Source organism: Amycolatopsis sp. BJA-103 (assembly GCF_002849735.1).
Lineage (GTDB): Bacteria > Actinomycetota > Actinomycetes > Mycobacteriales > Pseudonocardiaceae > Amycolatopsis.
Map to the genome: position 1 here is coordinate 1,242,059 of NZ_CP017780.1, position 25,572 is coordinate 1,267,630.

General features: G+C 70.4%; 25 protein-coding genes. 7 read left to right on the forward strand and 18 right to left on the reverse strand.

Features of this window, described 5'->3' with window-relative positions:
* Position 1 precedes the first annotated feature (1 nt).
* A complete protein-coding gene (locus BKN51_RS44130) occupies positions 2-211 on the forward strand; it encodes a hypothetical protein (protein ID WP_233224234.1) in 210 nt (69 codons plus the stop codon).
* 93 nt (positions 212-304) lie between these two features.
* On the opposite strand, the gene BKN51_RS05805 is transcribed toward BKN51_RS44130, so the two are convergent.
* From BKN51_RS05805 to BKN51_RS05830, 6 genes are all read right to left on the reverse strand, one after another.
* Positions 305-892, reverse strand: a complete 588-nt coding sequence (locus tag BKN51_RS05805; RefSeq protein ID WP_101606635.1) for a D-alanyl-D-alanine carboxypeptidase family protein — start codon at positions 890-892, stop codon at positions 305-307.
* 155 nt (positions 893-1,047) lie between these two features.
* On the reverse strand, positions 1,048-2,661 hold the full coding sequence (locus BKN51_RS05810; protein ID WP_101606636.1) for an allophanate hydrolase: 1,614 nt from the start codon (positions 2,659-2,661) through the stop codon (positions 1,048-1,050).
* A complete protein-coding gene (gene uca / locus BKN51_RS05815; protein ID WP_101606637.1) occupies positions 2,658-6,224 on the reverse strand; it encodes an urea carboxylase in 3,567 nt (1,188 codons plus the stop codon). The genes BKN51_RS05810 and uca overlap by 4 nt, the downstream gene beginning before the upstream one ends.
* Positions 6,221-6,838: an urea amidolyase associated protein UAAP2 gene (locus BKN51_RS05820; protein WP_101606638.1), complete on the reverse strand. Its 618-nt coding sequence runs from the start codon at positions 6,836-6,838 to the stop codon at positions 6,221-6,223. The genes uca and BKN51_RS05820 overlap by 4 nt, the downstream gene beginning before the upstream one ends.
* Positions 6,835-7,668: an urea amidolyase associated protein UAAP1 gene (locus BKN51_RS05825; protein ID WP_101606639.1), complete on the reverse strand. Its 834-nt coding sequence runs from the start codon at positions 7,666-7,668 to the stop codon at positions 6,835-6,837. The genes BKN51_RS05820 and BKN51_RS05825 overlap by 4 nt, the downstream gene beginning before the upstream one ends.
* Before the next feature lie 11 nt (positions 7,669-7,679).
* The gene (locus BKN51_RS05830) at positions 7,680-9,146 is read right to left on the reverse strand and encodes an amino acid permease (RefSeq protein WP_101606640.1); all 1,467 of its coding nucleotides are present in this window, start codon (positions 9,144-9,146) and stop codon (positions 7,680-7,682) included.
* A 178-nt stretch (positions 9,147-9,324) separates the two neighbouring features.
* Here BKN51_RS05830 and BKN51_RS05835 point away from each other — a divergent pair, with 178 nt between their 5' ends.
* Positions 9,325-9,981, forward strand: a complete 657-nt coding sequence (locus BKN51_RS05835) for a TetR/AcrR family transcriptional regulator (protein WP_101606641.1) — start codon at positions 9,325-9,327, stop codon at positions 9,979-9,981.
* Between the two features lie 7 nt (positions 9,982-9,988).
* On the opposite strand, the gene BKN51_RS05840 is transcribed toward BKN51_RS05835, so the two are convergent.
* The 3 genes from BKN51_RS05840 to BKN51_RS05850 form a co-directional block, all read right to left on the reverse strand.
* Complete coding sequence (locus BKN51_RS05840; RefSeq protein WP_101606642.1) at positions 9,989-11,218, reverse strand: ribonuclease D; 1,230 nt, start codon at positions 11,216-11,218, stop codon at positions 9,989-9,991.
* A 107-nt stretch (positions 11,219-11,325) separates the two neighbouring features.
* Complete coding sequence (locus BKN51_RS05845; RefSeq protein WP_034318331.1) at positions 11,326-12,042, reverse strand: response regulator transcription factor; 717 nt, start codon at positions 12,040-12,042, stop codon at positions 11,326-11,328.
* 859 nt (positions 12,043-12,901) lie between these two features.
* Positions 12,902-13,465: a DUF3000 domain-containing protein gene (locus tag BKN51_RS05850; RefSeq protein ID WP_168214274.1), complete on the reverse strand. Its 564-nt coding sequence runs from the start codon at positions 13,463-13,465 to the stop codon at positions 12,902-12,904.
* An 88-nt stretch (positions 13,466-13,553) separates the two neighbouring features.
* Between BKN51_RS05850 and hemE the strand changes: the two genes are divergently transcribed.
* The 4 genes from hemE to BKN51_RS05870 are packed head-to-tail and all read left to right on the forward strand — an operon-like array spanning position 13,554 to position 18,088.
* Positions 13,554-14,627 (forward strand): uroporphyrinogen decarboxylase, encoded by a 1,074-nt coding sequence (gene hemE / locus BKN51_RS05855; protein ID WP_101606644.1) that lies wholly within the window; start codon positions 13,554-13,556, stop codon positions 14,625-14,627.
* Between the two features lie 5 nt (positions 14,628-14,632).
* Positions 14,633-16,012 (forward strand): protoporphyrinogen oxidase, encoded by a 1,380-nt coding sequence (hemG, locus tag BKN51_RS05860; RefSeq protein WP_101613065.1) that lies wholly within the window; start codon positions 14,633-14,635, stop codon positions 16,010-16,012.
* Between the two features lie 25 nt (positions 16,013-16,037).
* Entirely contained in the window at positions 16,038-16,730 is a 693-nt protein-coding gene (gene hemQ / locus BKN51_RS05865; protein ID WP_101606645.1) for a hydrogen peroxide-dependent heme synthase, read from the forward strand.
* An 11-nt stretch (positions 16,731-16,741) separates the two neighbouring features.
* Positions 16,742-18,088 carry a CoA transferase gene (locus BKN51_RS05870; RefSeq protein WP_101613066.1) on the forward strand — a complete coding sequence of 449 codons (1,347 nt, stop codon included), beginning with the start codon at positions 16,742-16,744 and terminating at the stop codon, positions 18,086-18,088.
* A gap of 17 nt (positions 18,089-18,105) precedes the next feature.
* Here BKN51_RS05870 and BKN51_RS05875 read toward each other — a convergent pair whose 3' ends face one another.
* The 9 genes from BKN51_RS05875 to BKN51_RS05915 form a co-directional block, all read right to left on the reverse strand.
* Positions 18,106-18,450, reverse strand: coding sequence for a hypothetical protein (locus BKN51_RS05875; RefSeq protein ID WP_101606646.1), 345 nt, complete (start codon positions 18,448-18,450; stop codon positions 18,106-18,108).
* Positions 18,447-19,259, reverse strand: a complete 813-nt coding sequence (locus BKN51_RS05880; RefSeq protein ID WP_101606647.1) for a DUF692 domain-containing protein — start codon at positions 19,257-19,259, stop codon at positions 18,447-18,449. Before BKN51_RS05880 ends, BKN51_RS05875 begins: the two co-directional genes overlap by 4 nt.
* Positions 19,252-20,202, reverse strand: coding sequence for a TIGR04222 domain-containing membrane protein (locus BKN51_RS05885; RefSeq protein ID WP_101606648.1), 951 nt, complete (start codon positions 20,200-20,202; stop codon positions 19,252-19,254). The genes BKN51_RS05880 and BKN51_RS05885 overlap by 8 nt, the downstream gene beginning before the upstream one ends.
* An 80-nt stretch (positions 20,203-20,282) precedes the next feature.
* Complete coding sequence (locus BKN51_RS05890; protein WP_233224232.1) at positions 20,283-21,086, reverse strand: TIGR04222 domain-containing membrane protein; 804 nt, start codon at positions 21,084-21,086, stop codon at positions 20,283-20,285.
* Entirely contained in the window at positions 21,079-21,642 is a 564-nt protein-coding gene (locus BKN51_RS05895; protein ID WP_101606649.1) for a hypothetical protein, read from the reverse strand. The genes BKN51_RS05890 and BKN51_RS05895 overlap by 8 nt, the downstream gene beginning before the upstream one ends.
* A gap of 78 nt (positions 21,643-21,720) precedes the next feature.
* The gene (msrB, locus tag BKN51_RS05900) at positions 21,721-22,143 is read right to left on the reverse strand and encodes a peptide-methionine (R)-S-oxide reductase MsrB (protein ID WP_101613068.1); all 423 of its coding nucleotides are present in this window, start codon (positions 22,141-22,143) and stop codon (positions 21,721-21,723) included.
* Between the two features lie 19 nt (positions 22,144-22,162).
* Positions 22,163-22,468, reverse strand: a complete 306-nt coding sequence (locus tag BKN51_RS05905) for a hypothetical protein (protein WP_101606650.1) — start codon at positions 22,466-22,468, stop codon at positions 22,163-22,165.
* Positions 22,469-22,522: 54 nt separating this feature from the next.
* Positions 22,523-24,133 carry a serine/threonine-protein kinase gene (locus BKN51_RS05910; RefSeq protein WP_233224238.1) on the reverse strand — a complete coding sequence of 537 codons (1,611 nt, stop codon included), beginning with the start codon at positions 24,131-24,133 and terminating at the stop codon, positions 22,523-22,525.
* Between the two features lie 166 nt (positions 24,134-24,299).
* Positions 24,300-24,986: a TVP38/TMEM64 family protein gene (locus BKN51_RS05915; RefSeq protein ID WP_101606652.1), complete on the reverse strand. Its 687-nt coding sequence runs from the start codon at positions 24,984-24,986 to the stop codon at positions 24,300-24,302.
* 24 nt (positions 24,987-25,010) lie between these two features.
* On the opposite strand from BKN51_RS05915, the gene BKN51_RS05920 reads away from it, so the two are divergent.
* Positions 25,011-25,568: a GNAT family N-acetyltransferase gene (locus BKN51_RS05920; protein ID WP_101606653.1), complete on the forward strand. Its 558-nt coding sequence runs from the start codon at positions 25,011-25,013 to the stop codon at positions 25,566-25,568.
* The last annotated feature ends 4 nt before the right edge of the window (positions 25,569-25,572 follow it).

Below are 25,572 nucleotides of genomic sequence, written 5' to 3' on the forward strand. Positions count from 1 at the left end.
GATGACTACGCCGGGTCCGGCCGTCACCCGTCGTGCGCTTCTGGGGATGGCGGTCCTCGTGCCGCTGGCCGCCTGCACTCGCGGAACCGCGCCCGCGCCGTCGTCGGTCCCTCCGCCACCGCCGCCCTCAAGCAGCCGTCAGTTCCACGACCGATTGATGGAGCCGGAGAAGAAGTTCGGCGCGCACGCGGTCGGGTCACCGTGGCCGTGAGTGGCGATTCGTGCCGGTCACGCGGGACTGTGTGGATTTCTGGTCATCCAACGCACCGAAATCCACACGGTCGGCGTCCTGCCTTGTTTCTCCCTAGTTGCCGGTCGCGCTGGGGAGCAGGGCCGGACAGCCGCCGGTGACCCAGGCCGGGTCGTACTCGAAGTGCCACTTCTCGTTGTCGTAGCGGCGGCACCAGCCGAGCGCGCCGCCGTTCTTGTCCACCCACGAGGCCGAATTCAGCGGCTGGATGTCGACGGCGATTCCCTTGACGTGCATGGAAGTCTCCGGCTGCAGTGCCCACTTCTTGGCCTGCTCCACGGAGCCGAACCGCTCGACGGCCTTGTCGAACTCGCGCTGCTGCTGGGCCCGGCTGCGCTTGCCGTCGTTCACGCACAGCGTGATGTTCTGTGCTTTGGCCTTGGTGCGCAGGGCGTTCCACGCGTCGATCACGTCCGGGCGCATGCCGAAGGTGTCCTCGTCGACATAACGCTTGTCGACGGCGCACGTCGGTCCGCTCTCGGGGCCGGGGACCTCTTCGAGGACCGCGAGTGCCTTCCCGGCGATCGGTTTGACGGCCACGCCGGTGGCTCCGAGTGCCACCATCGCGACCCCGACGAGCCCCAGCGCCGCGAATACGCTGATCGCGGTCCTGCGGCTGGATATCACTGTGGTGGGCACCACCCCGAAGTTACCTCTCGACCGGTGGGCCGCCAGGGTTTGTGACCTTCTTCCCAGAATGGCGCGGCAGGCCAACCAAACCGGAAAACGCCTGGTGAGCGCGGGGCCTCGTGAGTGGTAAGGACGGTTCTAACCGTCCTTACCACTCACGAGGTGACTCAACGGCTCAAGTACCCGAGCCACCCGCCGTACGACGTGATGTCCTCGGCGTCCTCCGCGGCCAAGGGCTCACAGACGAACCCGGACACCTCGCTCCCGTCGGCCAGCCGCACCTTGCCGATCGCCAGCGGCGCGGGAACGCCGGCGACGAACTCCCCGAACCCCGCGAGCGGCAGGTCCCAGACCTCCGCCTCGATCGGCGCGCCCTCCGAGGCGACCCGGACGAGACCGGGTTTGGGCGGCACGGTGTCCAGCGCGAAGAACCGGTACTCGGCCGCCGTCGGTCCCGCCGAGACGAACCGCCCGCCCCGCGAGGTCAGTTCGTGGTTCAGCGGCTGCCCGCGCAGGTGGGCGCCGACGACGGCGATCCGCGTCCGCCGCGGCACCAGGCGGGCGACGTCGGCGAGGATCCGGTCGGCGTACGCGGGCCCGACCAGCATCACCCCGAACGGCAGCCCGCCGACGGTTCCGCCGGGCATGGCCAATGACGAAAGGCCCAGCAGATTCGTCGAGTTCGTGAACCGGCCCAGCCGGGCGTTCACGCCCAGCGGGTCGGCTTCGACGTCGGCGATCGTCGGGTGTTCCGTCGTCGTGGGCAGCAACAGGCAGTCCACAGTGGACAGAACCGCCGATGCCTCTCGCGAAAGGCCGTCGAGCGTCGCGAGGTCGCCGAACAACCGGTGGGCCGGGATGTCCTTGGCCGCGCCGATGATCTGCCGTACGGCCGGATCGACCACGTCCGGGTGCGCGTCGAGGAACTCGCCGACCGCCGAATACCGCTCGGCCACGAACGCGCCTTCGTACAGCAGGCGCGCCGCGGCCAGGAACGCCGATATGTCGACAGTGACGAGCTCGGCGCCCGCGTCACGGTACGACTCGGCCGCGGCGGTGAACGCCTCCGCCCAGCCGTCCTGGAGCGGGCCCGGCGCGTCCGGTACGCCGATCCGGAACGGCCGGTGGACGACCGGGAGGTCCCGGGGCTCGCTCAGGCAGGCGAACGCCGCCGTCGCCTCGTCGACCGTCCGCGCGAACACGGTCACGCAGTCGATGCTCGCGCACGCGGGCACGACTCCGGTCGTCGGAAGCAGTCCCCGCGTCGGTTTCAACCCGACGATCCCGTTGTACGCCGCCGGGACCCGGCCGGATCCGGCGGTGTCGGTGCCCAGCGCGAGATCCGCGATCCCGAGCGCCACCGCGACCGCCGAACCCGAACTCGATCCGCCCGACACGTACGCCGGGTCGATCGCGTTCCGGACCGCGCCGTGCGGACTGCGCGTGCCGACCAGCCCGGTCGCGAACTGGTCCAGATTGGTCGTGCCCAGGATCAGCGCCCCGGCCGCGCGCAGCCGCGCCACCACCGGCGCGTCCTCGTCCGGCCGGTAGGCGAACTCGGGGCAGGCCGCCGTCGTCGGCAGCCCGGCGACGTCGATGTTGCCCTTGACCGCCGCGAGTTTCCCGTACAGCGGCAAGGGTTCCCCCGCCGCGCGACGGGCTTCCAGGCTCTCCGCGTCGGCGAGCACGTCCGCCTCGGGACGCAGGTCGATCCAGATCTCGGGCCGGTCGACCCGGGCGATCCGGTGGTACGCGGCGCGCACCCGCTCCCGCACGCTCATCCCGCGCTCCTTCCCAGTACCACCAGCGGCGTGCCGGGGGCGACCTGATCGCCGGGGGAGACGAGCACCTCGACGACCTCTCCCGCGGCGGGCGCGGGGATCCGCGCCTCGGTCTTCATCGCTTCGAGGATCACCAGCGTCTCCGCCGGGCCGACCGTCTTGCCCGGCTCGACGTCCACGCGCCACACAGTCGCGGCGAACGGCGCTTCGACGACGTGGCCACCGGGCGGGGCCTCGACCTTCGTGGTCGGGACCTTCGCGCCTGCAGGTTCCGGACGAGGGTCGAATTCGCCCGCGGCCGCCCAAGCCTGCCGCTCCGCCTCGAACGCCGAGCTCTGCTTCGCCCGGAACTCGGCGATGTCGGCGGCGTTGTCGGCCAGGAAACGCTCGTGGTCGGCCAGCGCGAACTCGCCGTCGGTGATGTCGAGTTCCAGGTCCCCCGCCGAGCTGGAGGCCCGCAGGTCCAGCAGTTCTTCGGCGGACACGGGATACCACGAGATCCGGTCGAAGAACCGCAGCAGCCACGGCGAACCCGGCTCGAACGAACCCCGCTGCCGCCAGCCGCTCCACACCTGCGTGGTCCGCCCGACGAACTGGTAGCCGCCGGGGCCTTCCATCCCGTAGATGCACAGGTACGAGCCGCCGATGCCGACCGAGTTCTCCGCGGTCCAGGTGCGCGCCGGGTTGTACTTCGTGGTGACCAGCCGGTGCCGCGGATCCAGCGGGGTGGCCACCGGCGCGCCGAGATAGACGTCGCCGAGGCCCAGCACGAGGTACTCCGCGTCGAACACCGTCCGGTAGACGTCGTCCACGCTGGACAGGCCGTTGACCCGCCGGATGAACTCGATGTTCCACGGGCACCACGGCGCGTCGTCGCGGACACCCGCCATGTACCGCTCGATCGCCTCGCGGGTCGCCGGATCGTCCCAGGACAACGGCAGCCGCACGGTCCGGCTCGGCACCACGAGATCGGCGGTGCGCGGCAGATCGTGCTCCACCTCCTGGACGAGGCCGAGCAGTTTCGACACCGGCAGCACGTCCGGATCGACGTGCACCTGCAGCGAGCGGATGCCCGGTGTCAGGTCGACGACACCGTCGAGTCCTTCCGCACCCAGCCTGTCGGCGAGGGCGTGGACCCGCATCCGCAGGGCCAGGTCGAGTTTCATCGGCCCGTACTCGATCAGCAGGTTGTCGTCGCCGCTGCGCCGGTAGGTGACCTCGGGATTCTCGTCCGAAGTGGACAGACGGCCGAAGATGCCGCCGTCGTCGATCGGCGTCCGGCTCGCCTCGACCGCCGAGGCCGGGGTCTCCCGGAGCGACATCGCGTGCTCGATGGTGATCGGCACGAACCGCACGGTGTCACCCGGCCGCAGCTGGCCGAGCTTCCAGCGCTGCCCGGTCACCACGGTCGCCGGGCAGACGAAACCGCCGAGGCTCGGCCCGTCCGGGCCCAGCAGGATCGGCAGGTCGCCGGTGTAGTCGACGGCACCGATCGCGTACGGCGTGTCGTGGATGTTCGACGGGTGCAGTCCCGCCTCGCCGCCGTCCTCCCGCGCCCATCGTGGCCGGGGCCCGACGAGCCGGACGCCGGTTCGCGCGGAGTTGAAGTGCACCTCCCAGTCGGTGGCGTAGAACGTTTCGACGTCGTCCGGGGTGAAGAACTCCGGTGCCGCGTGCGGTCCCTCGGACGCGCCGATCTCCCAGTGCGTCGAGAAGACCGGGCGCTCGGCCTCGGGGACAGCGCCGGCTACGGCGTTCTCCGGAACCGGCCCGGGGGAGAGGACGTCGCCGGTCGCCAGCGCGCGGCCGCCGTGCCCGCCGAACCCGCCCAGGGTGAACGTCGCCGCGCTGCCCAGGAAGTCCGGCACGTCGATCCCGCCGCGGACGAGGACGTACGCGCGGAGCCCGGCGGAGCCGGTGCCGACGTCGAGGACGCCGCCTGCGGGGACCTCGACCGGCGCCCACTGGGGAACGGGCTCGCCGTCGAGGGTCACCGGGGACGGGGATCCCGTGACGCAAACGATTGCGTCGTCGGTGAACCGCAGGGAGACACCGTCCACAGTGCACTCGAGGCCGGGTGTCCCTTCGTGATTGCCCAGCGCGCGGTTGCCCAGCCGCAGCGACAGATCGTCCATCGGCCCGTTCGGCGGGACACCCACGTGCCAGAACCCCAGCCGTCCCGGCCAGTCCTGCACGGTGGTCATCGTGCCGCCGCGCAGGACCTCGATCCGCGGTTCGGGATCGGTGATCGTGTCGAGGGTCGAGGTGTCGTGCGTGACCTCCCGGAGCCGGGCGTCGGCGGCGACCGCGCGCAGCTGCCCGAGGTTCGTGCGGACGCCGTCCACCCGGCTTTCCCCGAGCGCCGTGCCCAGCGCGGCCAGTGCCCCCGCCCGGTCCTGGCCGACGGTGATCACCTTGGCGAGCAGGGGGTCGTAATGCGTCGTCACCTTGGTGCCTGCCTCGACCCAGGTGTCGACCCTGACGTCGGCGGGGAAGTCGGCGCGGGTCAGCAGACCCGCGCTCGGCCGGTGCCCGGCGGCCGGATCCTCGGCGTAGACCCGGGCTTCGACCGCGTGCCCGCGCGGTTCCGGCGCGGTGGCGAACATCCCGGTGTCCCCGTCGGCGAGCCGGAGCATCCACGCGACGAGGTCGATCCCGTAGACCGCCTCGGTGACCGGGTGCTCGACCTGCAGCCGCGTGTTCACTTCGAGGAACGCGGCCTCTTCCCGGTCCGGGTCGTAGATGAACTCGACCGTGCCGGCCGACCGGTAGCGCACCGACGCGCAGAGGCCGACGGCCGCCGAGACCAGCTTGTCGCGCACCGCTTCGGAAAGACCCGGCGCGGGGCACTCTTCGAGCACCTTCTGGTTGCGCCGCTGCAGGGTGCAGTCCCGCGTGCCCAGCGCCAGCACCTCACCCGCGCCGTCGCCGAACACCTGGACCTCGACGTGCCGCGCGCGGGTCACCAGGCGTTCGAGGAACACGCCCGACGTCGAGAAGCTCTTGGCCACGATGCTGCGCACCGCGTCCCAGGCTTCCCGCAGTTCTCCGGCCGAAGCGCAGGCGCGCATGCCGATCCCGCCGCCACCGCCGGTGGCCTTGAGCATCACCGGGTAGCCGATTTCGGCTGCCGCGGCCTCGGCGTCGGCGAGTGTCTCCAGCAAGCCGGTGCCCGGCAGGAGCGGGACGCCCGCCTCGACCGCCTTCGCCCGGGCTGTGTGCTTGCTGCCGAAGACTTCGAGCTGGTCCGCGGTGGGACCGGCGAACCGGATCCCCGCCGCTTCCGCCGTCCGGGCGAAAGCGGTGTCCTCGGACAGGAATCCGTAGCCGGGGTGGATGGCGTCCGCCCCGGTCTTCAATGCGGCTTCGATGATCGCGTCGCCGAGGAGATAGCTCTCCCTGGCGGGCGCGGGGCCCAGTCGGATGGCCTCATCGGCGAGTCGTACGTGTGCGGCGGTGCGGTCCGCGTCGGAGTAGACGGCGACCGTCGCGATGCCCATCTCCTTGGCGGTCCGGATGATCCGGACCGCGATTTCCCCCCGGTTGGCGACGAGCAGTTTCACGCGTCACCGCCGGTGACGATCATTCTGACCGGAGTCGGGTCGAACCCGTTGCACGGGTTGTTGATCTGCGGGCAGTTCGACACCAGCACCAGGACGTCGGTCTCGGCACGCAGCCGGACCTCCATGCCGGGCCCGGAAATGCCGTCGACGATGCCGAGGGTGCCGTCCTGCTCGACCGGCACGTTCATGTACCAGTTGACGTTGCCGACCAGGTCCCGTTTGCCCAGGCCCCATTTCGCGCCTTCGGTCAGGAAGTTCTCGACGCAGGCGTGCTGGTACCGCGTGTGCTGGCCGTAGCGGAGGCTGTTCGATTCCTTGCTGCAGGCGCCGCCGATCGTGTCGTGCCGTCCGCAGGTGTCCCCGACGACGGTGAGCAGCGGAGTGCCCTCGCCGGTGCGCAGCACGCTGCCGGTGGTGAGGAAGATGTTGCGCTGTGCGGAGATCGTGGCGGCGGCGCTGTAGCGCTTGGCCGTGTCGGCGGCGTCGTAGCAGAGGAAGTCGACGGCCTGGTTGCCGCCGAGATCGATGATCGCGAGTGTCTCGCCTCTGCGGAGCACGGTGGAGTACGGGGCGCGCGCGGCGACCTCGGTGTCGGAGACGATCGTCGTGGTCATGCGATCCCCCTGGCGGTCAGGTAGTCGGCGGTGTTCTCGAAGGCGCGCTGTGCCTCGGGTGAAGCGGTCCATTCAGGACTGTCCGGTGTGGACGGTTCGCCGCGCTGGGCGAAGACGCGCAGCGGGGTGACCGTGTAGTCCGGGCGCGGGTCGAGCGGATGCGCGACGTTGGCGATCAGGACGACGACCGGGAGCTCGGTCCGCAGGACCACGGATTTGCCGGGACCGGACGAGCCTTCGAAGGTCAGGCCGCCGTCCGCCTCCACGTGGACGCCCTGGAAGAAGGACAGGCTCGGTGGCAGATCGCGCGGGGTCAGGCCGTGCTTCGCGGCGGCCAGCGTGAACAGCGCGTTCCCCGAAGGCGAATCGCCCTGCGGGCTTCCGTCGCCGTAGCGTTCGGCGTTGCCGTCCACAGTGGACGTACCGCAGAGGGCGTCGTGCTTGCCGCTCTCGTCGGTGACGACGGTCGCGAGGACCCGCGCCTGATCCGACAGCAGCGCGATCGCCTCGCCGAGGTACACGTTCCACTGGACCTTCACCGTGTCCGCGACGTTCAGCCGTTCCCACGGCTGGTCGGCGTTGAACAGCAGCAGATGCGCGCAGGCGTCGCCCTCGAGGTCGGTCAGCCGCAGTTCGGTGCCGCGGGCGAGGACCTTGTGGGTGTAGCCGCCGCCGGCGACGGTCTCGGCCCAGACGAGCTTCGCCGGGTCGATCCCGGCGGGCGGGTCCGGCCAGGTGGCCGCGGGGATGGCGGGCATCGTGTCGGTCACCGTGCCCGCTTGGGCACGCGCGTGGTCGCGAGCGCCGTACGTGGTCGATGTCGTGCTCATGGAACCTTCCTTCAGATCGCGGGGACGGGAACCGTGGTGAGCGCGGAGCGGCGGCGCCAGCAGAGGTAGCCGGTGAGGATCGCGGCGCCGACGAACTCGATCGGGAACAACAGGACCCAGACGGAGCCGGTGCCCGCCAGGTCGTAGATCTCGGCTCGTGGCCAAGCGATGTTGACGATCATCATCGCGCCGTACCCTACTGCCGCGACGTTGACCGGAATAGCCCATCGCCCCAGGGAGAAATGGCCGGGTTCGGAAGTGAAACGGCCTTGACGGCGCCGGACCAGCAGCGGTCCGGTCACCAGGAGATAGGCGAGGTAGACCACGACCACCGAGGTGCCGGTGATGGTGCTGAAGATGGTCGGATTCCCCAGATTCAGCAGCAGGAGCCCGATCGCGAGCGCCCCGGACAGGACGGCGGGCGCGATCGGCGTCCCGGTGCGGGCGTTGACCGCGGAAAGCAGTTTGGCGCCGGGAAGCGCGCCGTCGCGGGCCATCGCGTAGATCAGCCGGACGGTGCCGGTCTGGATGGTCAGGGTGCAGACGACGACCGCGATGGCGACGTCGGCGAGGAAGATCCGGCCGAGCGTGTCCCCGAAGACGGCCGTGATCACATACGGCAGGCCCTTCCCGGCGAGCTGGCCGTCGGTGAGGCTCGGTGCCGCCATCAGTGCGGTGATGACGACGGCGAGGCCGCCGATTCCGGAGATCAGGAGTGCGCGGAGCACGGCGCGCGGAGCGATGCGCCTCGCGTCCTTGGTCTCTTCGGCAACCGAGGCCGCGGTGTCGAAGCCGTACAGCACGTACGCGGCCATCAGCGCCGAAGCGAGAACGCCGCCGGCTCCCGGGCTTTCGCCCGCCGGTGCGAGCACGACCTGCGGGCCGCGGACGGCGAAGAGCGCGAGCCCGATGATCAGGATGAGGACGCCGACGAGTTCGGCCGCCACCCCGACGTCGTTGATCCGCGCCATGAGCCGCACGCCGCCCGCGTTGATCGCGGTGGTGAAGACGATCAGCAGGGCACCGAGCAGGACGGCGTTGGTGGCGCCGGTCGGGGACGTGATCGCCGGATCCCCGCCGACGAGCTGGAAGCCGCTCCAGACCGACGGGAGGACGACCTGCAGCGCGATGGCGGCACCGGCGAGCGCGACGACGCAGCCGACCAGCATCATCCAGCCCGCCAGCCAGCCCGCGAATCCGGGTGAGAGGTGTTTCGCCCACTGGTAAACCGATCCTGCCAGCGGGAATCGGGCCGCGAGTTCGGCGAAGTTCAGCGCGACGAGCAATTGGCCGATGATCACCAGCGGCCAGGTCCAGAAGAAGAGGGTGTCGCCGAAGGAATAGCCGAAGGCGAACAGCTGAAACACCGTGGTCAGGATGGAAACGAAGGAGAATCCGGCGGCGAAGGCGGAGAAACCGCCCAGCGTCCGGCGTAGTTCTTGACGGTAACCGAAGGCGGAAAGGTCTTCGGACGGCATTTTCGGGGGCTCCTGTCTGGAGGGCCGAATTTCGATCGGATGACCGAAATTAAGCGCATGCGGAGTCCTTCTGATCTCCGCCCGGTAAGCGCGGTGTTAAGTGATACCGGATTCGGTAACCTGGGCCGACCGCCGGACGTAACAAAGATCTTCGCGGAGAAATGGCAGGATCGGATAGATGACGAAAACGACCGGGGTGGGCAGGCCCAGAGCCAGCGGTGCGGCGGCGAGCAAACGGGAAGCGCGGCTCGCGGTTTTGGACGCGGCCGGGGAGCTGTTCACCGGCGCCGGGTACGCGGCGACGACCACACGGGCCATCGCCGAACGCGCCGGACTGCGCCAGGCGTCGCTCTACTACCACTTTCCGTCCAAAGAGGACATTCTCGCGGCGCTGCTGGAGGACACCGTCCGGCCGTCGCTGGACGTCGCGGGCGGGCTGTCGGCCCAGCTGGCGCCGGTCGGCGCACGGCTGTGGGCACTGGCCTACGCGGACATCCACCTGCTCGGCAGCGCGCGGCACAACCTCGGCGCGCTGTACCTGCTGCCGGAGATCTCCTCGCCGAGGCTGGGGCGGTTCCGGGCCGAACGCGCGGAGCTCAAACGCGTCTACGGCTCGCTCGTCGCGGCCGCCGGGGTCCCCGGCGACCTCCTGGGCATCCGGACCGATCTCGTGTTCGGGCTCGTCGAGAGCATCGCGATCGTCCGGCGTGACCAGCCGGACCTGGACGTCGAAGCGCACGCCGTCGAAGGGGCCGACAGCGTGCTGAGGCTGGCCGGTATCGGGGAACCGGACGCCGAGCTGCGCGAATCCGCGCGGGCGCTACTGGAGGACTGAAGCCGGGTCAGGCGGCGGCGGTGGCGTGGAGCGCTTTGCTCAGCGCCGCCACTGTCAGCTCGATCTGCCACGGCCGGGCACCGCCGTCGGCGAGGACCTTGGCGACCGCGTCCTCGCTCAGGTCCGCGGGCGGGCGCCAGCAGGTGCGGCGCACGAGTTCCGGCAGGAGCAGGTTCTCCACCGGCAGCCGCCGGTCCTCCGCGATCGCGGCCAGCGCCGCGCGGGCGGCCGAAAGCCGGGCGGCGGCGTCGGGATCCTTGTCCGACCAGCGGTTCACCGGCGGCGGGCCGTCGGTCTGCTGGGCCGGGGTGGGCAGTTCTTCGGCGGGGAGCGCGCGGGCGGCCTGCAGGTGCCGCAGCCAGCTCGCGGTGTACTTCCGCTGGATCCGGCCGCTGAACACCGGCAGCGACTGCAGCTGCTCGACCGTCTTCGGGTCGGCGGTGACGGCGTTGATGATCGCGCTGTCGGGCAGGATCCGGCTGGGCGCGCGGTCGCGCTTGCGGGCGAGCTCGTCCCGCGCCTGCCACAGTTCGCGCACCGCGGCGAGGCCGCGGGCGCTGCGGATCTTGTGGACTCCGGACGTCCGGCGCCACGGCTCGGCCCGAGGGGCGGGCGGCGGCGCGGTGCGGACGGCCTCGAACTCCTGCTGAGCCCATTCGAGCTTGCCCTGGGCCTCGAGGTCGGCTTCGAGCTTCTCGCGCAGCTCGATGAGCAACTCGACATCGAGGGCGGCGTAGTTCAGCCAGTCGACGGGAAGCGGGCGCTTCGACCAGTCTGCGGCACTGTGCCCCTTCTCCAGCTGGTAGCCGAGGAGGAGTTCGACGAGGGTGCCGAGGGCGACCCGTTCGTACCCGGCGAGCCGTCCGGCGAGTTCGGTGTCGAACAGGCTCTTCGGGTGCAGGTCGAGTTCGGCGAGGCACGGCAGGTCCTGAGAGGCCGCGTGCAGCACCCATTCGGCGTTGTTGAGCACTTCCGCGAGGGGCTCGAGCTGCCCTTCGAGCGGAATGGGGTCGATGAGGAAGGAGCCGGCACCTTCGCGGCGCAGCTGGACCAGATAGGCCTTGGGCCAGTACCGGTAGCCGGAAGCGCGTTCGGTGTCCACGGCAATGGCCCCGCTGCCGCCCGCGATCTTCACGCAGGCTTCGGCGAGGGCTGTCGCGTCGGCGATCACCGGTGGAGTGCCTTCGGCGGGCTCGCGTAACAAAACGGCGGCACTGGTGTCATCAGTGCCGGTCATAGAGTCCGCCTGCGGTTCTCCGGGTCGGTCGCCTTCCATAGGTGAAGACCCTACGGGACGAGCGGGCCGCGCCTGGTCCGCCCGCCCCGCAGGGCAGTTCGCCTTTGTCAGCGGATCACGCCGGCACGCATGGCCAGCGCCACCATCTGAGCCCGGTCACCCGTGCCGAGCTTGCGCCCGATGCGGGAGAGGTGAGACTTCACGGTGAGAGCGGAGAGGCTGAGTTCCTCGCCGATCTCCTTGTTGGACTGGCCGTCGGCGACGAGCTGCAGCACCTCGACCTCGCGCGCCGAAAGCTCGCGCGGGGTGTTGTCGGTGCCGGCGACTCGGGTGCCGGTGGCCAAGACCGGTGCGACGCTCGGGTCCGCGTAGACGCCGCCCTCGAGCACCCTGCGGACGCCGTCGGTCACTACGACCGGCGATGCCGACTTGAGCAGGTATGCCTGGGCGCCGGCCTGGAACGCCGACCTGACCGCGTACGGGTCGTCCGATGAAGCGAGCACCACTACGCGAGGCCAGCCATGGCTACGGAGTTCCGTAACCAGCTCGATGCCGCTGCCATCCGGCAGTCCGAGATCGAGGATCGCCAGGTCACAAGGCCCGGTGGCCTGTGCTCGCGCCCTTGCCTCGGCCACCGTGGCGGCCTCGTGGACGGTGCCCGCACCCATCTGTGCGAGTCTTGCTGAGATTGCCTCCCTCAACAGCGGGTGGTCATCGACCACCAACACGGAAAAAAGCTCTTCCCGCGGATGCGGAACCATGCTCGCCGGCAATGAACCGGCTGGCGTGGATCGGACGGCCTGAGAAATGCCGACGGTAGCCACGTCACTACCTCCCTGGAGTCGGTCGTGCCCCCCGACCGGCACCGGGACTTTCGGCCGTTTAGCCGCGCCAGCTTTAGACCGAAAGTGGTGTCGTCGATGGCACTGTAGCCGCCCTGAGGCCTTCACGGGGGGATCGAATGGGTATCTATCTCAAACGAGTAGTTACTCAGGGAGTTCGTTGTAACACGATCGGGCTAGTACACAGCCGGTGGCTAACACATCGCCGAAAGAACACGATGCACTTCAGTTACCGGGGTCCAACCGACTGTGCAGATGGGCCGTGCACCTGCCGGTGCCTCTTCCCGGGACCCTTGGAGAGCAGGGCATCGAGGGTCGGAAAGCGCCTCCGGCATGGGGCTTGATCAACTTCGCACAGGGTCATGATCGCTTCGCTCGGTGACCATGGCGGTAACGCTCCGGAGGCGTCTCGAGGTGCTTCAAGGGCCTGTTTCGGCCGGGTTGATCTTGTTGCTGACGGTGACACTGTCGGTAGCACGAACGGGGTGGTCCAGACCTCTGCGCGGCCGTCTCCGCGCTGGTCGGAGCTGGTCTAGTCCAGATGGCCCTGAGGCGCCTCTCGACGGCGTACGGACGCTCTGAGAGCCTCGCGAATGGGGTAAGCGAAGGTGCTCTCGGGCGCTTCGCGCGGTCTTCGGCAGTACGTGAAGGACCCCTTCATTGCGTCTAGCGCAATGAAGGGGTCCTTCACGTACTGCGGCCGCCGATCCGGCGGGGGAGCAAGGGACCTTTAGTATCGCTAGCTTTCCTAGCGGCGCTAGCTGGCCGGAAATCGCAGAATAACCCAAATGCTATGTCTCGATTGCTGGGATTCCGGCGTGTCGGGACGGAGTGTCGGGTTTCAGGAGGACTGGCGCTGCTCGAAGAGGGTCACGCCGACCGGCGGCAGTCCGACGACGCTCGCCATCACCTGGCAGAAGGCCTGCCCGTGCGACCGCAACGCGGCGTCCGTCGGCGTCCAGGACGCCCGGAGCTCCAGGTCGTCGGTGCGCGTGGGCCCGGAGATGTCGCCGAAGCGGGCCGAAGACGTCTCGGTGACCGTGCCGCCCAGCGCCGTCCACTCCGCGCCGGAGCTCTCCAGCGCGTCGGTCAGCCACGACCAGCCCACCGCGGGAAGGAAGGGATCCGTCGCCAGTTCCCGGTCGAGTTCCGCGCGGACGTACATGACCAGCCGCAGGACCCCGTCCCAGCCTTCTTGACCGTCCGGATCGTGCAGCAGCACCAGCCGCCCCGACGCCAGCACGTCCGCCGGCCCTTCCACCTCGCAGCTCACCGCGTAGGACCACGGCGCCAGGCGCTGCGGCGGGCGCATCGTTTCCAGCTGCACTTCGGGACGGGGCCGGACCGATTGCAACGCCGCGACGGCTTCACGGAAGAGATCGGGTACTGACGTCATCGCGGTCACCAACCGACTGTAAGACGCGATAGTCCGGTTCGGGGCGCAGACGCGCCGAGAGTAAGGGCCCGGAGCGCCCATGGCACCATGAACCGTGATGTCTCCTTCAGCTGCTTCTCCCGCGCAGACCGTCCCCGCGGCCCGTCGCGCCCTGCCCGGCGCGCCGTTCCTGGCCGCCGCGCGCGGCGAACGCCCGGCCCGCACCCCCGTGTGGTTCATGCGCCAGGCAGGCCGGTCGCTGCCCGAGTACCGGGCGCTGCGCGAGGGCACCTCGATGTTCGACGCGTGCTTCGACCCCGAGATGCTCGCCGAGATCACGCTCCAGCCGATCCGCCGTCACGGCGTCGACGCGGCCATCCTCTTCAGTGACATCGTCGTCCCGCTCAAGGCGGCGGGGCTCGACATCGACATCGTCGCGGGCACCGGCCCGGTCGTGGCCGAGCCGATCCGCGACGCCGCGGGCGTGCGCGCGCTGCCGGTCCTGGACCCGGAGCAGGTGGAGCGGGTCGCCGACGGCGTCCGGCTGCTGGTCGGGTCGCTGGGCGAGACACCGCTGATCGGGTTCGCCGGCGCGCCGTTCACCCTGGCCTCCTATCTCATCGAGGGCGGGCCGAGCCGCAACCACGAGCACACCAAGGCGCTCATGCACTCCGAGCCGGAGCTGTGGCACGAGCTGGCCGGGCGCCTGGCGGACATGGCGATCACCTTCCTGTCCGCGCAGCTCGACGCCGGGGCCGACGCGATCCAGCTGTTCGACTCGTGGGCGGGCGCGCTCTCGGAGCGGGACTACCGCGAGTTCGTCCTGCCGCATTCGGCGAAGGTGCTGTCGGCGGTCGCCGCCTACGGCGTGCCCCGGATCCACTTCGGCGTCGGCACCGGCGAGCTGCTGGTCGCGATGCGCGACGCGGGCGCCGACGTGGTCGGCGTCGACTGGCGCCTCCCGCTCGACGAAGCCGTCCGGCGGCTCGGCGGCGGTGTCGTCCAGGGCAACCTCGACCCCGCGCTGCTGCACGCGTCCTGGCCGGTGCTCGAAGCGGAGGTCCGGCGGATCCACGCCGAGGGCCGCGCGGCCGACGGTCACATCTTCAACCTCGGCCACGGCGTCCTGCCCGGCGTCGACCCGGACGTCTTGACGCGCGTGGTCGGGCTGGTGCACGAGCTCCAGCCGTGAGCACCGTGAAGACCGCCGCCGTCGTCGGTGGCGGTATCTCGGGACTGACCGCGGCCTACCGCCTGCGGACGCTGCTCGGCGAAGAAGCCCGGATCGTCGTCTTCGAAGCGACCGAGTCCCTCGGCGGAAAACTCCGCACGATCGAACTCGCCGGTGAGCGCTACGACGTCGGCGCGGAGGCCTTCCTCGCCCGGCGACCCGAGGCGCTCGCCCTGGTCCGCGAGGTCGGGCTGGGCGAGAGTCTCGTCCACCCCACCAAGGCCCGCGCGAAGATCCACGCCGGCGGATCCGTGCTCGGCCTGCCGCCGGGCACGGTCATGGGTGTTCCCGCCTCGGCCGACGCGGTCGCCGGGGTGCTGTCGGAGAAGGGCCGCGCCCTGGTCGAGGCCGAGTCTTCGCTGGCGCCGGTGGAACTGCCCGCCGGGGACGTGCCGCTCGGCCCGCTGCTGCGCGAGCGGTTCGGCGACGAACTCGTGGACCGCCTCGTCGACCCGCTGCTCGGCGGGGTCTACGCCGGGGGAGCGGACGGGCTCGGGCTGCGCGCGACGATGCCCGGGCTGGCGTCCGCGGTGGACCGCGGCGCGCGTTCGCTCACCGAAGGCGCGGCCTCGCTCATGCCCGCTTCGCCGAGTACGGCGCCGGTCTTCGGCACTCTGCTGGGCGGGCTCGGCACCCTGATCCGGCGCCTCGCGGAGCTGTCCCGCGCCGAGATCCGGACCGGGACCACGGTGACGGCGATCGAGCGCACCGCCACCGGCTGGAAGGTCGACGACCTCGACGCCGACTCAGTCCTTCTCGCGGTTCCGGCGCCCTCGGCGCGGCGGCTGCTCGACGGCGTCGTGGGTGTGGCGTCGTCGGCGTTCGCGGAGGTCGAGCTGGCGTCGATGGCGGTGATCGCGCTCGCGCTGCCGCCGGGCACCGAACTGCCGGAGTCGTCCGGGGTGCTGATCGGCGCCGGTGAACAGGACGCGGCCGGGAAACCGTTCGCGGCCAAGGCGTTCACCTTCTCCACGCGCAAGTGGGCGCAGTACGGCGAAGGCCCGGTGCTGGTGCGCGGCTCGGTCGGCCGCTTCGGCGAACCGGGCGCGCTGCACGCCGACGACGACGAACTCGTCCGGGTGGTCCGTGACGACCTGGCCCGGCTGACCGGGGTCACCGCAGCGCCGATCGAAACGCTGGTCACGCGTTGGGGCGGCGGGCTCCCGCAGTACGGCACCGGTCACCTCGAACTCGTCGAGCGCGTCGAACGCGCCGTCGCGGAGGTCCCGGGGCTCGCCGTGGCGGGCGCGACGCTGCACGGCGTCGGGCTCCCGGCCTGCATCGCCACCGCCGACGCGGCCGCCCGGCGCATCGCCGGGATCACACCGACCCACGAGGGCTCCTGAGCACCGGCAGTGCCAAGATGGCGGTATGGCGCGGCTGAACTACAACGAGCTCAATGACACCATCCGCTACACCGCCTGGTCGGTCTTCCGGGCCGAGCAGGGCAAGCTCGGCGATGATCGCGCGCAGGCGACCGCGGAGACCACGGAGTACCTGGACGCGCTGGAGGCCAAGGGCGTCGTCGTCCGCGGGCTCTACGACCTTTCCGGGCTGCGGGCCGACGCCGACTACATGGTCTGGTGGCACGCCGAGGAGATCGAGCAGGTCCAGGCGGCCTACAGCGGTTTCCGGCACACCCCGCTCGGCCGCGCCTCGGTTCCGGTGTGGAGCCAGGTCGCGCTGCACCGTCCGGCGGAGTTCAACAAGAGCCACATCCCGGCGTTCCTCGCCGGTGAAGAGGCCCGCAAGTTCATCTGCGTCTATCCGTTCGTGCGCTCCTACGAGTGGTACCTGCTGCCGGACGACGAGCGCCGCAAGATGCTGGCCGACCACGGCAAGGAGGCCCGCGACTACCCGGACGTCCGCGCCAACACGGTCGCGTCGTTCGCGCTGGGCGACTACGAGTGGATCCTGGCCTTCGAGGCCGACGAGCTGCACCGCATCGTCGACCTGATGCGCCACCTGCGCGGCACCGAGGCCCGCCTCCACGTGCGCGAGGAGATCCCGTTCTACACCGGGACGAAGGTGGAACCCGCCGAACTGATCACCCTGCTGCCGTAGTGAACGCTTCAGTGGACTCCCGCGTCTGGACCACGCTCACCGGCGACACGCTCGCCGAAGACGCCGTCGAGGTCACCGGCCCCGAATCCGTGCTGCCCGGGACCTTCCGGGTCGAGGAAGCCGCGACCACCAGTATCGCCGCGGCGACGCTGGCGGCCGGGGAACTGTTGCGGCTGCGGGGAATCGAGCCGGGCAAGGTCTCGGTCGACACCCGGCACGCGGCGGCGTCCTTCCACAGCGAGCAGTACATCCGGGTCGACGGGGAACCGGTGCCGTTCAGCGCGCCGCTGTCCGGCGACTACCGCGCGAACGACGGCTGGGTGCGGCTGCACTGCAACTACCCGCGTCACGTCTCCGCGGTGTGCTGGGGCCTCGGTGTCCCGGCGACCCGCGCGGCTTTCGAAAAGGTCGTGGCGGCCAAGTCGAAGTTCGAGGTCGAGTCGGCGGTGGTCGGCGCCGGCGGTGCCGCGGCCGTGCTGCGCTCCCGTGAGGAATGGCTGGCGCACAAGCAAGGACAGGCCTCTTCGGCGTTGCCTGTCGCCGAGATCCGGTCGCTCGGGCCGTCGGATCCGGTGCGGCTGTTCGATTCCGACCGGCCGCTGGGCGGGGTGCGGATCCTCGATCTGACCCACGTCATCGCCGGACCGGTCGCGGGCCGCGTGCTCGCCGCGCACGGCGCCACCGTCATGCACATCGGCGCGGACCGCCTGCCGACCGTGCCGCCCCTGGCCGTCGACACCGGCATGGGCAAGCTCTCGGCGTACGTCGATCTGGAGACCGAAGCCGGGCGCTCGAGGCTGCGCAAGCTGATCGCGCGTGCCGACGTCGTCCTGCAGGGCTTCCGGCCGGGATCGCTGGTGGCCAAGGGTTTCACTCCGGAGGCGATCGCCGAATCCCGGCCCGGGATCGTGGTCGCTGACCTGTCCGCCTACGGCTGGGAAGGCCCCTGGGCGCGCAGGCGAGGGTTCGACAGCCTGGTGCAGATGGCCTCGGGGATCGCCGACGAAGGCGGCAAGACCGCCGGGATCGACGGTCCGGGACCGCTTCCGGTGCAGGCGCTCGACCACGCGACCGGCTGGCTCACCGCGGCGGCGATCATGACCGCGCTCCGCAGGGCGGCCACCGAGGGCGGTAGTCAGCACGTCCGGACCTCGCTCGCCGGGACGGGGGAGTGGCTGAATTCGTTGGGCCGCAAGGAACCCGGGCCCACCGGTTTCGACGGCGGCGAATGGCTGGAGGAGGCCGAAAGCCCGCTCGGGCGGCTGACCCGGGTCAAGATGGCCGGGGTGCTGCCGGGCTCGAATCCCTTCTGGGTGGAGGGCACGCGCGTACCCGGAAGCGACCGTGCCGTCTGGTGACCACCGCAGCTAGAGGACTAAACGCGGTGTAGCCACCTCGCCAAACGGCCCTTCGGCTTCGGTATCTCGCCGCGTTCCACGAGCCACGTGCCGAACGCGTCCGCGTAAGCCCGCGCGCGGATCGTGTCGGTCTTCGGATGCGCCGTCGCGTACTCGCGGAACAGCGCGCCGAACCGGTCGCCGAGGGCCTCGGCGAGGTCCGGCCGCAGGTACACGGCCAGCCTGCTCTGTTTGTTCCGCAAGACGTTCGCTTCGATGCGGAGCCTGTCCGCGTCGAAACCCGCCGGAGGGTCGCCTCCGGCGAGGAGCGCCTTGAGCAGTTCGGCCTGTTGCCCGGCGAGCCGCTCCCGGGGCGAGGTCACGGCGTGACCGCTTCCCGGAGCGCGGCCAGTTCGGCGGCCAGTTCGCTGTCGGGCGGGTAGTCGTCGTCGCGTTCCAGCAGGACACCCGGTGGGGCGACGCGCTTCCGCAGCTCCCGCAGCAGGTCCAGCACCTCCGGGACGACCGGGTGGGCGTGCGTGTCGTGGTAGACGCCGTCGCGTTCGACACCGCCCGCCATATGCGTGTACGCCAGCCGCTCCCACGGGATCTCGTCGAGGAACCGTTCGGGATCGGTGCCGAGGTTGCGGGCGTTGGCGTACAGGTTGGCGACGTCGATGATCAGCAGGCAGCCGGTCCGGTCGGTGAGTTCGCGCAGGAACTCCGACTCGGTGAACTCCGCGTCCGGCCACTCCAGCACCGCCGCGATGTTCTCCAGCGCGAACGGGACGTCCACGATGGACTGGGTCAGTTTGACGTTGTCCACCAGGACGTCGAGCGCTTCCCGGGTGCGGGGGAGCGGCATCAGATGCCCCGAGTCGAGCCCGCCCGCGCGGACGAAGCACACGTGGTCGCTGGCCATCGGCGCTCCGAGTTCACGGGTGACCTCCGCGAGCTGCTCGACGCGGTCGGTGTCCACCGGCCCCGCCCCGCCCAGCGACAGCGAGACCGCGTGCGGCAGGACGGGGATTCCCTTGTCGCGCAAGGCGATCAGGGTTTCGGGAAGATGACCGGTGTGCAGGTTCTCGGCGACGACCTCGACCCAGTCGACGCCGGGCAGCCGCGCTATCGACAGGTCCAGCTCGTGCCGCCAGCCGATGCCGATGCCGAGGTGGCCCGGTGCGTCAGCCACCGCAACCCCCGCCGCCGCCTCCGCAGGAGCTGCCACCGCCGCCGCACGAGCTTCCGCCGCTGCACGAGGAGCCGGTGCTGCAGGTGCTGCCACCGGAGGAGCCACCGCCACCGAAGGCGCCGGGCATGGGCGGCGGGATCAGCGCCGCGCTGAGCTCTTCGTCCGGGTAGAAGGCGAGTCCGCCCAAAGCGACGGCCGCGGCGGCGCCGCCCAGCATGGCTCCACCGGCCATACCGCCCATCGCGGGCGCGTTGGGGATCCCGCGCTTGCGCTCCCGCGCCAGGGCACTGTTGGCGCTCCCGAGGATCCGGTTGCCTTCGCTGGTCGGGCGCGGCCCGGTCCGCTTGTTCTTGGCGATCCGGGAGAACAAGGTCGCGAGCGAGGCCACGATCACCAGCGGGATCAGGAAACCGACCGGATGGTCGCCGAGGATCCCGGCGAACACGCGCACCAGGCCGAGGATCATCACACCCAGGTAGAGGTTGGCCACGACCCGGCGGATCTGCGGCGCCTGGTCGATGACGACGAGTCCCCGCGCTTCCAGATCCTTGCCGAGCGCCTGCATCGGCCCCGACATCCGCAGCCGGTCGCGAATGCCGCGCGTCGTGGCGTTGTAGCCCGGCCGGGCGCCCTTGGCGACGGCCCTCTCGATCGGGTCCGCGGGCTCGGCTCCCGTCAGCTGGAGCTGCTTCGAGCTGCTGACCCGCAGCGTCCCGCGGTCGACCAAGGCCGCGATGGCCGTGTCGACGACGCGGTCCGGGCCGCCCGCGAGATAGGCGAGTTCGTACACCGTCGGTTGCGGTCCGTTCACCGTGCCGCGCGACGTCTTGCGGTCCAGCTTGACCGAGATGGTCCACAGAAGACCTAGGGCCAGCGGGAACACCAGCAGGACGGCGTAGATAGCCAGGAAAGTGGGTCCGGGAATGCCCCAGGTGTCTTCCATCGCACGGGCCTTTCACGAGCAGGTGCACTTACCGTAGTCGGACGCTTTTCCGTCCGGTCATGGTTCCCCGGACCAGTCGATCAGCCCGGCGAACCGTCCGCGACGGCCGTTAGACCGTCAGGAGAGGCACCGTTGCAGACGTCGACTTGGGCTTTGCGGCGGGAAGAAGGCGTCGTCAGGGTCAGGAGCCGCGCCAACCGCCGATCCGGATAGGCGTCGATGCCACCCAGCGCCACCGCGCCCATCGCGCCGGTGACGAGCTGCGGATCGCCGCCGGCCCGCGAGAGCGCCCGCTCGCCCGCTTTCGTGGTCCACACCGCGCGATGGACGCGCTCGAGCCGGACGGTGACGGCGCACGCCGTCGTCGTGACGGCCAGCGCGATTCCGGCGAGCGCGATGGACCGCTCGGTGATCACGACGGTGCGGATGAGCACCGCCGCCCCGAGCACCACGAGCCCGAGGTGCGCGACCACGGCGGCGCGCCACACCCGGCGCAGACGCCCTTCCGGAACGACCAGGCCGCCGTCGAGCAACTCCGCCCGCAGCGAGCGCATCGGTTCCGACCCGCGCAGCGATTCGCGCACCCTCGCCGCCCGCACCTTCGGCAGGCTGTCCGCCACCGCGAGCAGGAACGGGTCCGCGGAGCGCGCGGAGGTCCGGCGCAGGACGCCGGAGCTGTCGAGGCGGGCCACCCGCCGCTCGACGGCGCCCGCGACGGCGGTGTCCGAGACCCGGTCGGGTCCGCCGGCGAGGTAGGCGACCTGGTAGATCGTGCGCGGCGGTTCGCCGTCGTGACGCCGGTTCCGCAGCCACCGCGTGTACGTCAGTGCCGCGAGGAGCGGAAGCGCCGCGAGCACGGCCATGACGGTCTCGAGTTCAGCCACCGCAACCACCTCCACCACCACACGAAGAACCGCCGCCGCCGCAGGACGAGCCCGCCGCAATGTACGTGCCCCCGGAGCACGAGGAGCCCACCATGCCCGTGAACCGGTTGCCGCGGGTGTCACCGGTCTTGCCCAGCACGGCCGCGATCGCCGGATCGGGGTGGGCCCCGAAGCCGTAAAGCGCGACCCTCCCGGCAGCGGTCCTGCCCGGTTCGCGGTCCCCGTCGCCGTACCGGAGCGCCAGCGTGCCCTGGGTGGTCGCGCGGCCGGACCTGTCCGGTAACTGCAACCACACGATCAGGCCGAGTGCGCCGACCACACCGACCATCAGGACGACGAGGATGGCGACCGGCCGCTTCAGCGGTACGGCGTTCGCCAGCCGCGCGATCCCCAGCGCCAGAACGGCGACGTACACGGCCATCGCGCACCGCCAGCCCAGACGGCGGCGGTTCTCGGCGACTTGCAGACCTCTTCGCTGGAGGCCGTGCCGTTCGAGCAACGGGAGAAACGCGAGCCAGGCGAAGTCCGGTCCGCTGATACCCCAGGGGTCACTCATATGAAGACACCGCCCTCCCCGACGCTGTTCCTGTTCAACGGGAACGCGTCGGGGAGGGCGGTGGTTCGCTTCGGTTGGTTACGACTCGGGAACGAGCGTCAGCGAGATCGAGTTGATGCAGTACCGCTGATCCGTCGGCGTCGCGTACCCCTCGCCTTCGAAGACGTGCCCGAGGTGGCTGTGGCACGACTTGCACAGCACCTCGATCCGGCGCATCCCCATGGCGGTGTCCTCACGGAGGAGGACGGCTTCGGTATCGGCGGGGTCGTAGAACGACGGCCAGCCGCAGTGGCTCTCGAACTTCGTATCGCTGCGGAACAGCTCGGCGCCACAGGCACGGCACTGGTACACACCGGTGGTCTTGGCGTCGGTGTACTCCCCGGTGAAGGGGCGCTCGGTGCCCGCCTGGCGGAGCACGGCGTACTCGTCGGGGCTGAGCTGTTCCCGCCATTCCTGCTCGGACTTGACCACGCGTGGCGTGGCTCCGACAACGGGTTTCATGCCTTTCACCGGTTCCACGTTACCCCGCGAGCCACGCGATGGCCCGGCCGATGATGTCCCATGCGGTGACCATCACGCCGAGCACGATGAGGATCACCACGAGTGCCGAAACCCACCAGCGCAGACCGCCGAGACGGTTGCTGGAGTCGGCGAAATCGGAGACACCGTCGAGGCAGGCTTCCACGGTGAAATTGGGGCCGCAGCGTTCGATGCGGTCCAGGTGCTCGGCGAAGGCACGGGCTTCGGGGTCGTACGGGTCGAGGCCTACCAGGTCCTCGTCGAAACGAGGATTCTGGCCAGGTCCGAAAGGTCCGCTATCGGCCATGCGAGCAACAGTAAGCCAAGAGCGGCGATTGGCCTACCACCAGCGAGGCGGGTCTCAGTTGCCGAGTACTCGCGTGTCGGCGTCGATGAAGTACTGGCCGCCGACCTGGACGACGCGCAGCGCGGGACGGACTCCCTTGTTGAGCGTGATGTTCATGTCGATCGAGCCGTCGGCGTTGCCGCCGCCCTTGTCCGCCCGGGCGGTGTCGGCGCCGGTGACCTTGTGGGCACTCCAGTATTCGGCGAAAGCCTGCTCCGAGCCGTAGACCTCTTTCGCGGCGTCCGTGAGCTTGTTCCAGCTCGCGGAGGTCCCGATCTTGTCCGTGTCGAAGAAGTCGAGGACGAAGCCGCCGACGCTCGAATAGCTCGTGACCTTCTCGCTCGGGGTCTTCCCCAGGCCCGCCGGGGCGGCCTTCGAGGACGACGGCGCGGTCGACTTGGGCGCCGAGGTGCTGGACTGCGGGTTCGCCCCGGCGTTGTCGCCGCCCTGGTTGCCGGTGGTCCCGTTGCTCGAATTCAGCACCAGGAACACGATCACCGCGATCACCACGACCGCGGCACCGGCGCCCGCGAACAGGACGGCCTTGCGTTTGCCGTCGGCGGGTTTCCCCGAGGACGGCCGCATCGGGGCGGCCGCGGACGGCGGCGGGCTCGCCGCGGCGACCGGCCGCGGCGGGGTGTTCGGCGGGGCCGACTGCGAGCGCATCGGGATGAACGCCGCTGTCGGCGTGTGCTGCTTGGCCGGAGGAGGCGGGGGAGGTGCCGCGGCGGACTGCGCGGGCTGCTCGGTCCGCTGCCACGGCGGCCGGTCCCCGCCGGGGTTGCCGCGTCCCGGGGTGTCGGGCGCGGCGGGCTGTCTGCCGCCGCCCGCTCCGAAGAGCCGCGGCGACGCCGCCGTGCCCGCGCCGGATTCGTTCGCCGCCAGCGCGGCGAGCCGCTGCTGGGCCTCGGCCATGCTCGGGCGTTCGGTCGGTTCGGTGCGCAGGAGGCTCATCAACAGCGCCGTCGCGGCGCCCGCCTGCTGCGGCGGGTTGATCTGCCCGTTCGCGGCCGCGTACAGCAGCGCGAGCTGGTTGGAGCTGTTCCCGTACGGCGTCTGGCCCTCGATCGCCTGGTAGAGCGTCGCGCCGAGCGCGAAGACATCGGAGCTGGGCACCGGGTCGGAGCCGCGCGCCAGCTCCGGCGCGAGGTAGGCCGGGGTGCCGCCGATCAGGCCGGTCTGGGTGAGCGTCATGTCGCCGGCCGCGCGGGAGATGCCGAAGTCGGTGATCTTGGCGGTACCCGACTCGTCGATCAGGATGTTGCCCGGTTTGACGTCACGGTGCACGATCCCGGCGCGGTGCGCGGCGACCAGCGCCGACGCGACCTGCTCGCCGATCTTCGCGACGCGCCCCAGCGGCAGCGTGCCCTCGTCGGAGATGATCGCCGAAAGACTCGGGCCGTTCAGGTACTCCATCACCAGGCAGGGGTCGCCGCCGTCTTCGGCGATGTCGAACACCACGATCGCGTTCGGATGCTGGAAGCGGGCCGCGTTCTTCGCCTCGCGCATGGCGCGCTGGCGCATGTTGTCGCGTTCGGCTTCGGAGACACCCGGCTGGGGGAGGATCTGCTTGACCGCCACCGAGCGCTCGAGGCGGACATCGATGGCACGCCAGACCACCCCCATGGCACCGCTACCAATTTGCTCGACCAGGCGATAGTGCCCAGCGATCAGCTGACCGGTGTCGATGGCGACTGCTCCTGACACATTCCCGGGGTGATGGTGGCGTTACGCGGTCGTGATGGTCCCGCGCACCCGATCGAGTGTAGCGGGCTGTGGTTTCGGATCCCCGTCAGCTCGCCGGTGCGGAGGCAGGCACTTCTTCTTCGCCGCTCGGTTCGGTCACCGGAACGGCCTTCCGCCGGAAGACCTTGATCAGCCCGACGGCCCCCGCGGCGGCGAACACGGCGTAACAGATCAGCAGGGCGGGAGGGGTTTCCCCGGTCAGCGCGTCACCGAGGACGACGACCGCGACAGTACCGGGCAGGCTGCCGAGCGCGGTCCCCAGTAGATACGGAGCGAAACGGACTGATGACACTCCGCACAGGTAACTGAACGGAGCGAACGGCACCATCGGGATCAGCCGCAAGGACGTGATCGCCAGGACCCCGCCGTCGGAAAGCCGGTCGTTGACCGCGCGGACCTTGGCCCGGTGCAGATGCCGGGTGACGAGGTCGCGGCCCAGCGCCCTCGAAAGGGTGAACGAGAGCCCGGAGGCGACCGTGGTCGCCAGGATGCCGACGACGATGCCCGTCGTGGCGCCGAGCAGCAGCCCGCCCGCCAGGTTGAACACGGTGCGCGGGATCGGTGCCACGGTGAGTACCGAATAGATCAGGAAGAACACCAGCGGTGTGGCCGGGCCGAGTCCGGCGGCCCAGGCCCGCAGCCCGGCCGGGCTCGGGATCGGCAGCAGCACCGCGGCCGTCACGAAGAGGGCGAGCACGGTGAGCGCGAGAATTAATTTGGTACGGCCGGACACTGCGTCAACCGTACGGTATTCGCTGTGATCGACACCGACGCGCTGCGGACGCAGCCCGAACTCACCGGCGAGAACATCGTGCTGGCGCAGCTCGACGAGTCCTACTTCGAGCCCGCCTGGCGGGCGCTGCAGGAGCCGGAGACCACCCGGCTGACCGGCACGCACACCGTCTTCACCGAGGAACAGATCCGTAACTGGCTGGCCTCGCGGCCGGGCCTCGAAGACCGGGCAGACTACGCGATCCTGCGCAAGGAGGATCGCGGCTACCTCGGCGATGTCGTGCTTTCGGACTTCGACGAGCACAACCGTTCCGCCTCGTTCCGGATCGCGCTGACCGGGCCCGGCGTCTTCGGCAAGGGCTACGGCACCGAGGCGACGAAGCTGATCCTGGACTTCGCTTTCGACGTCGTCGGAGTCCATCGCGTCTCGCTGGAGGTGTTCGACTTCAACCCTCGGGCCCAGCGTGTCTACGAGAAGTGCGGGTTCGTCCGCGAGGGGCTTCAGCGGGAAGCCCTGTGGTGGGACGGCGAGTGGCATGACGTCATCACGATGGCGGTTTTGAAGAACGATCCACGGCCCTGAGCGG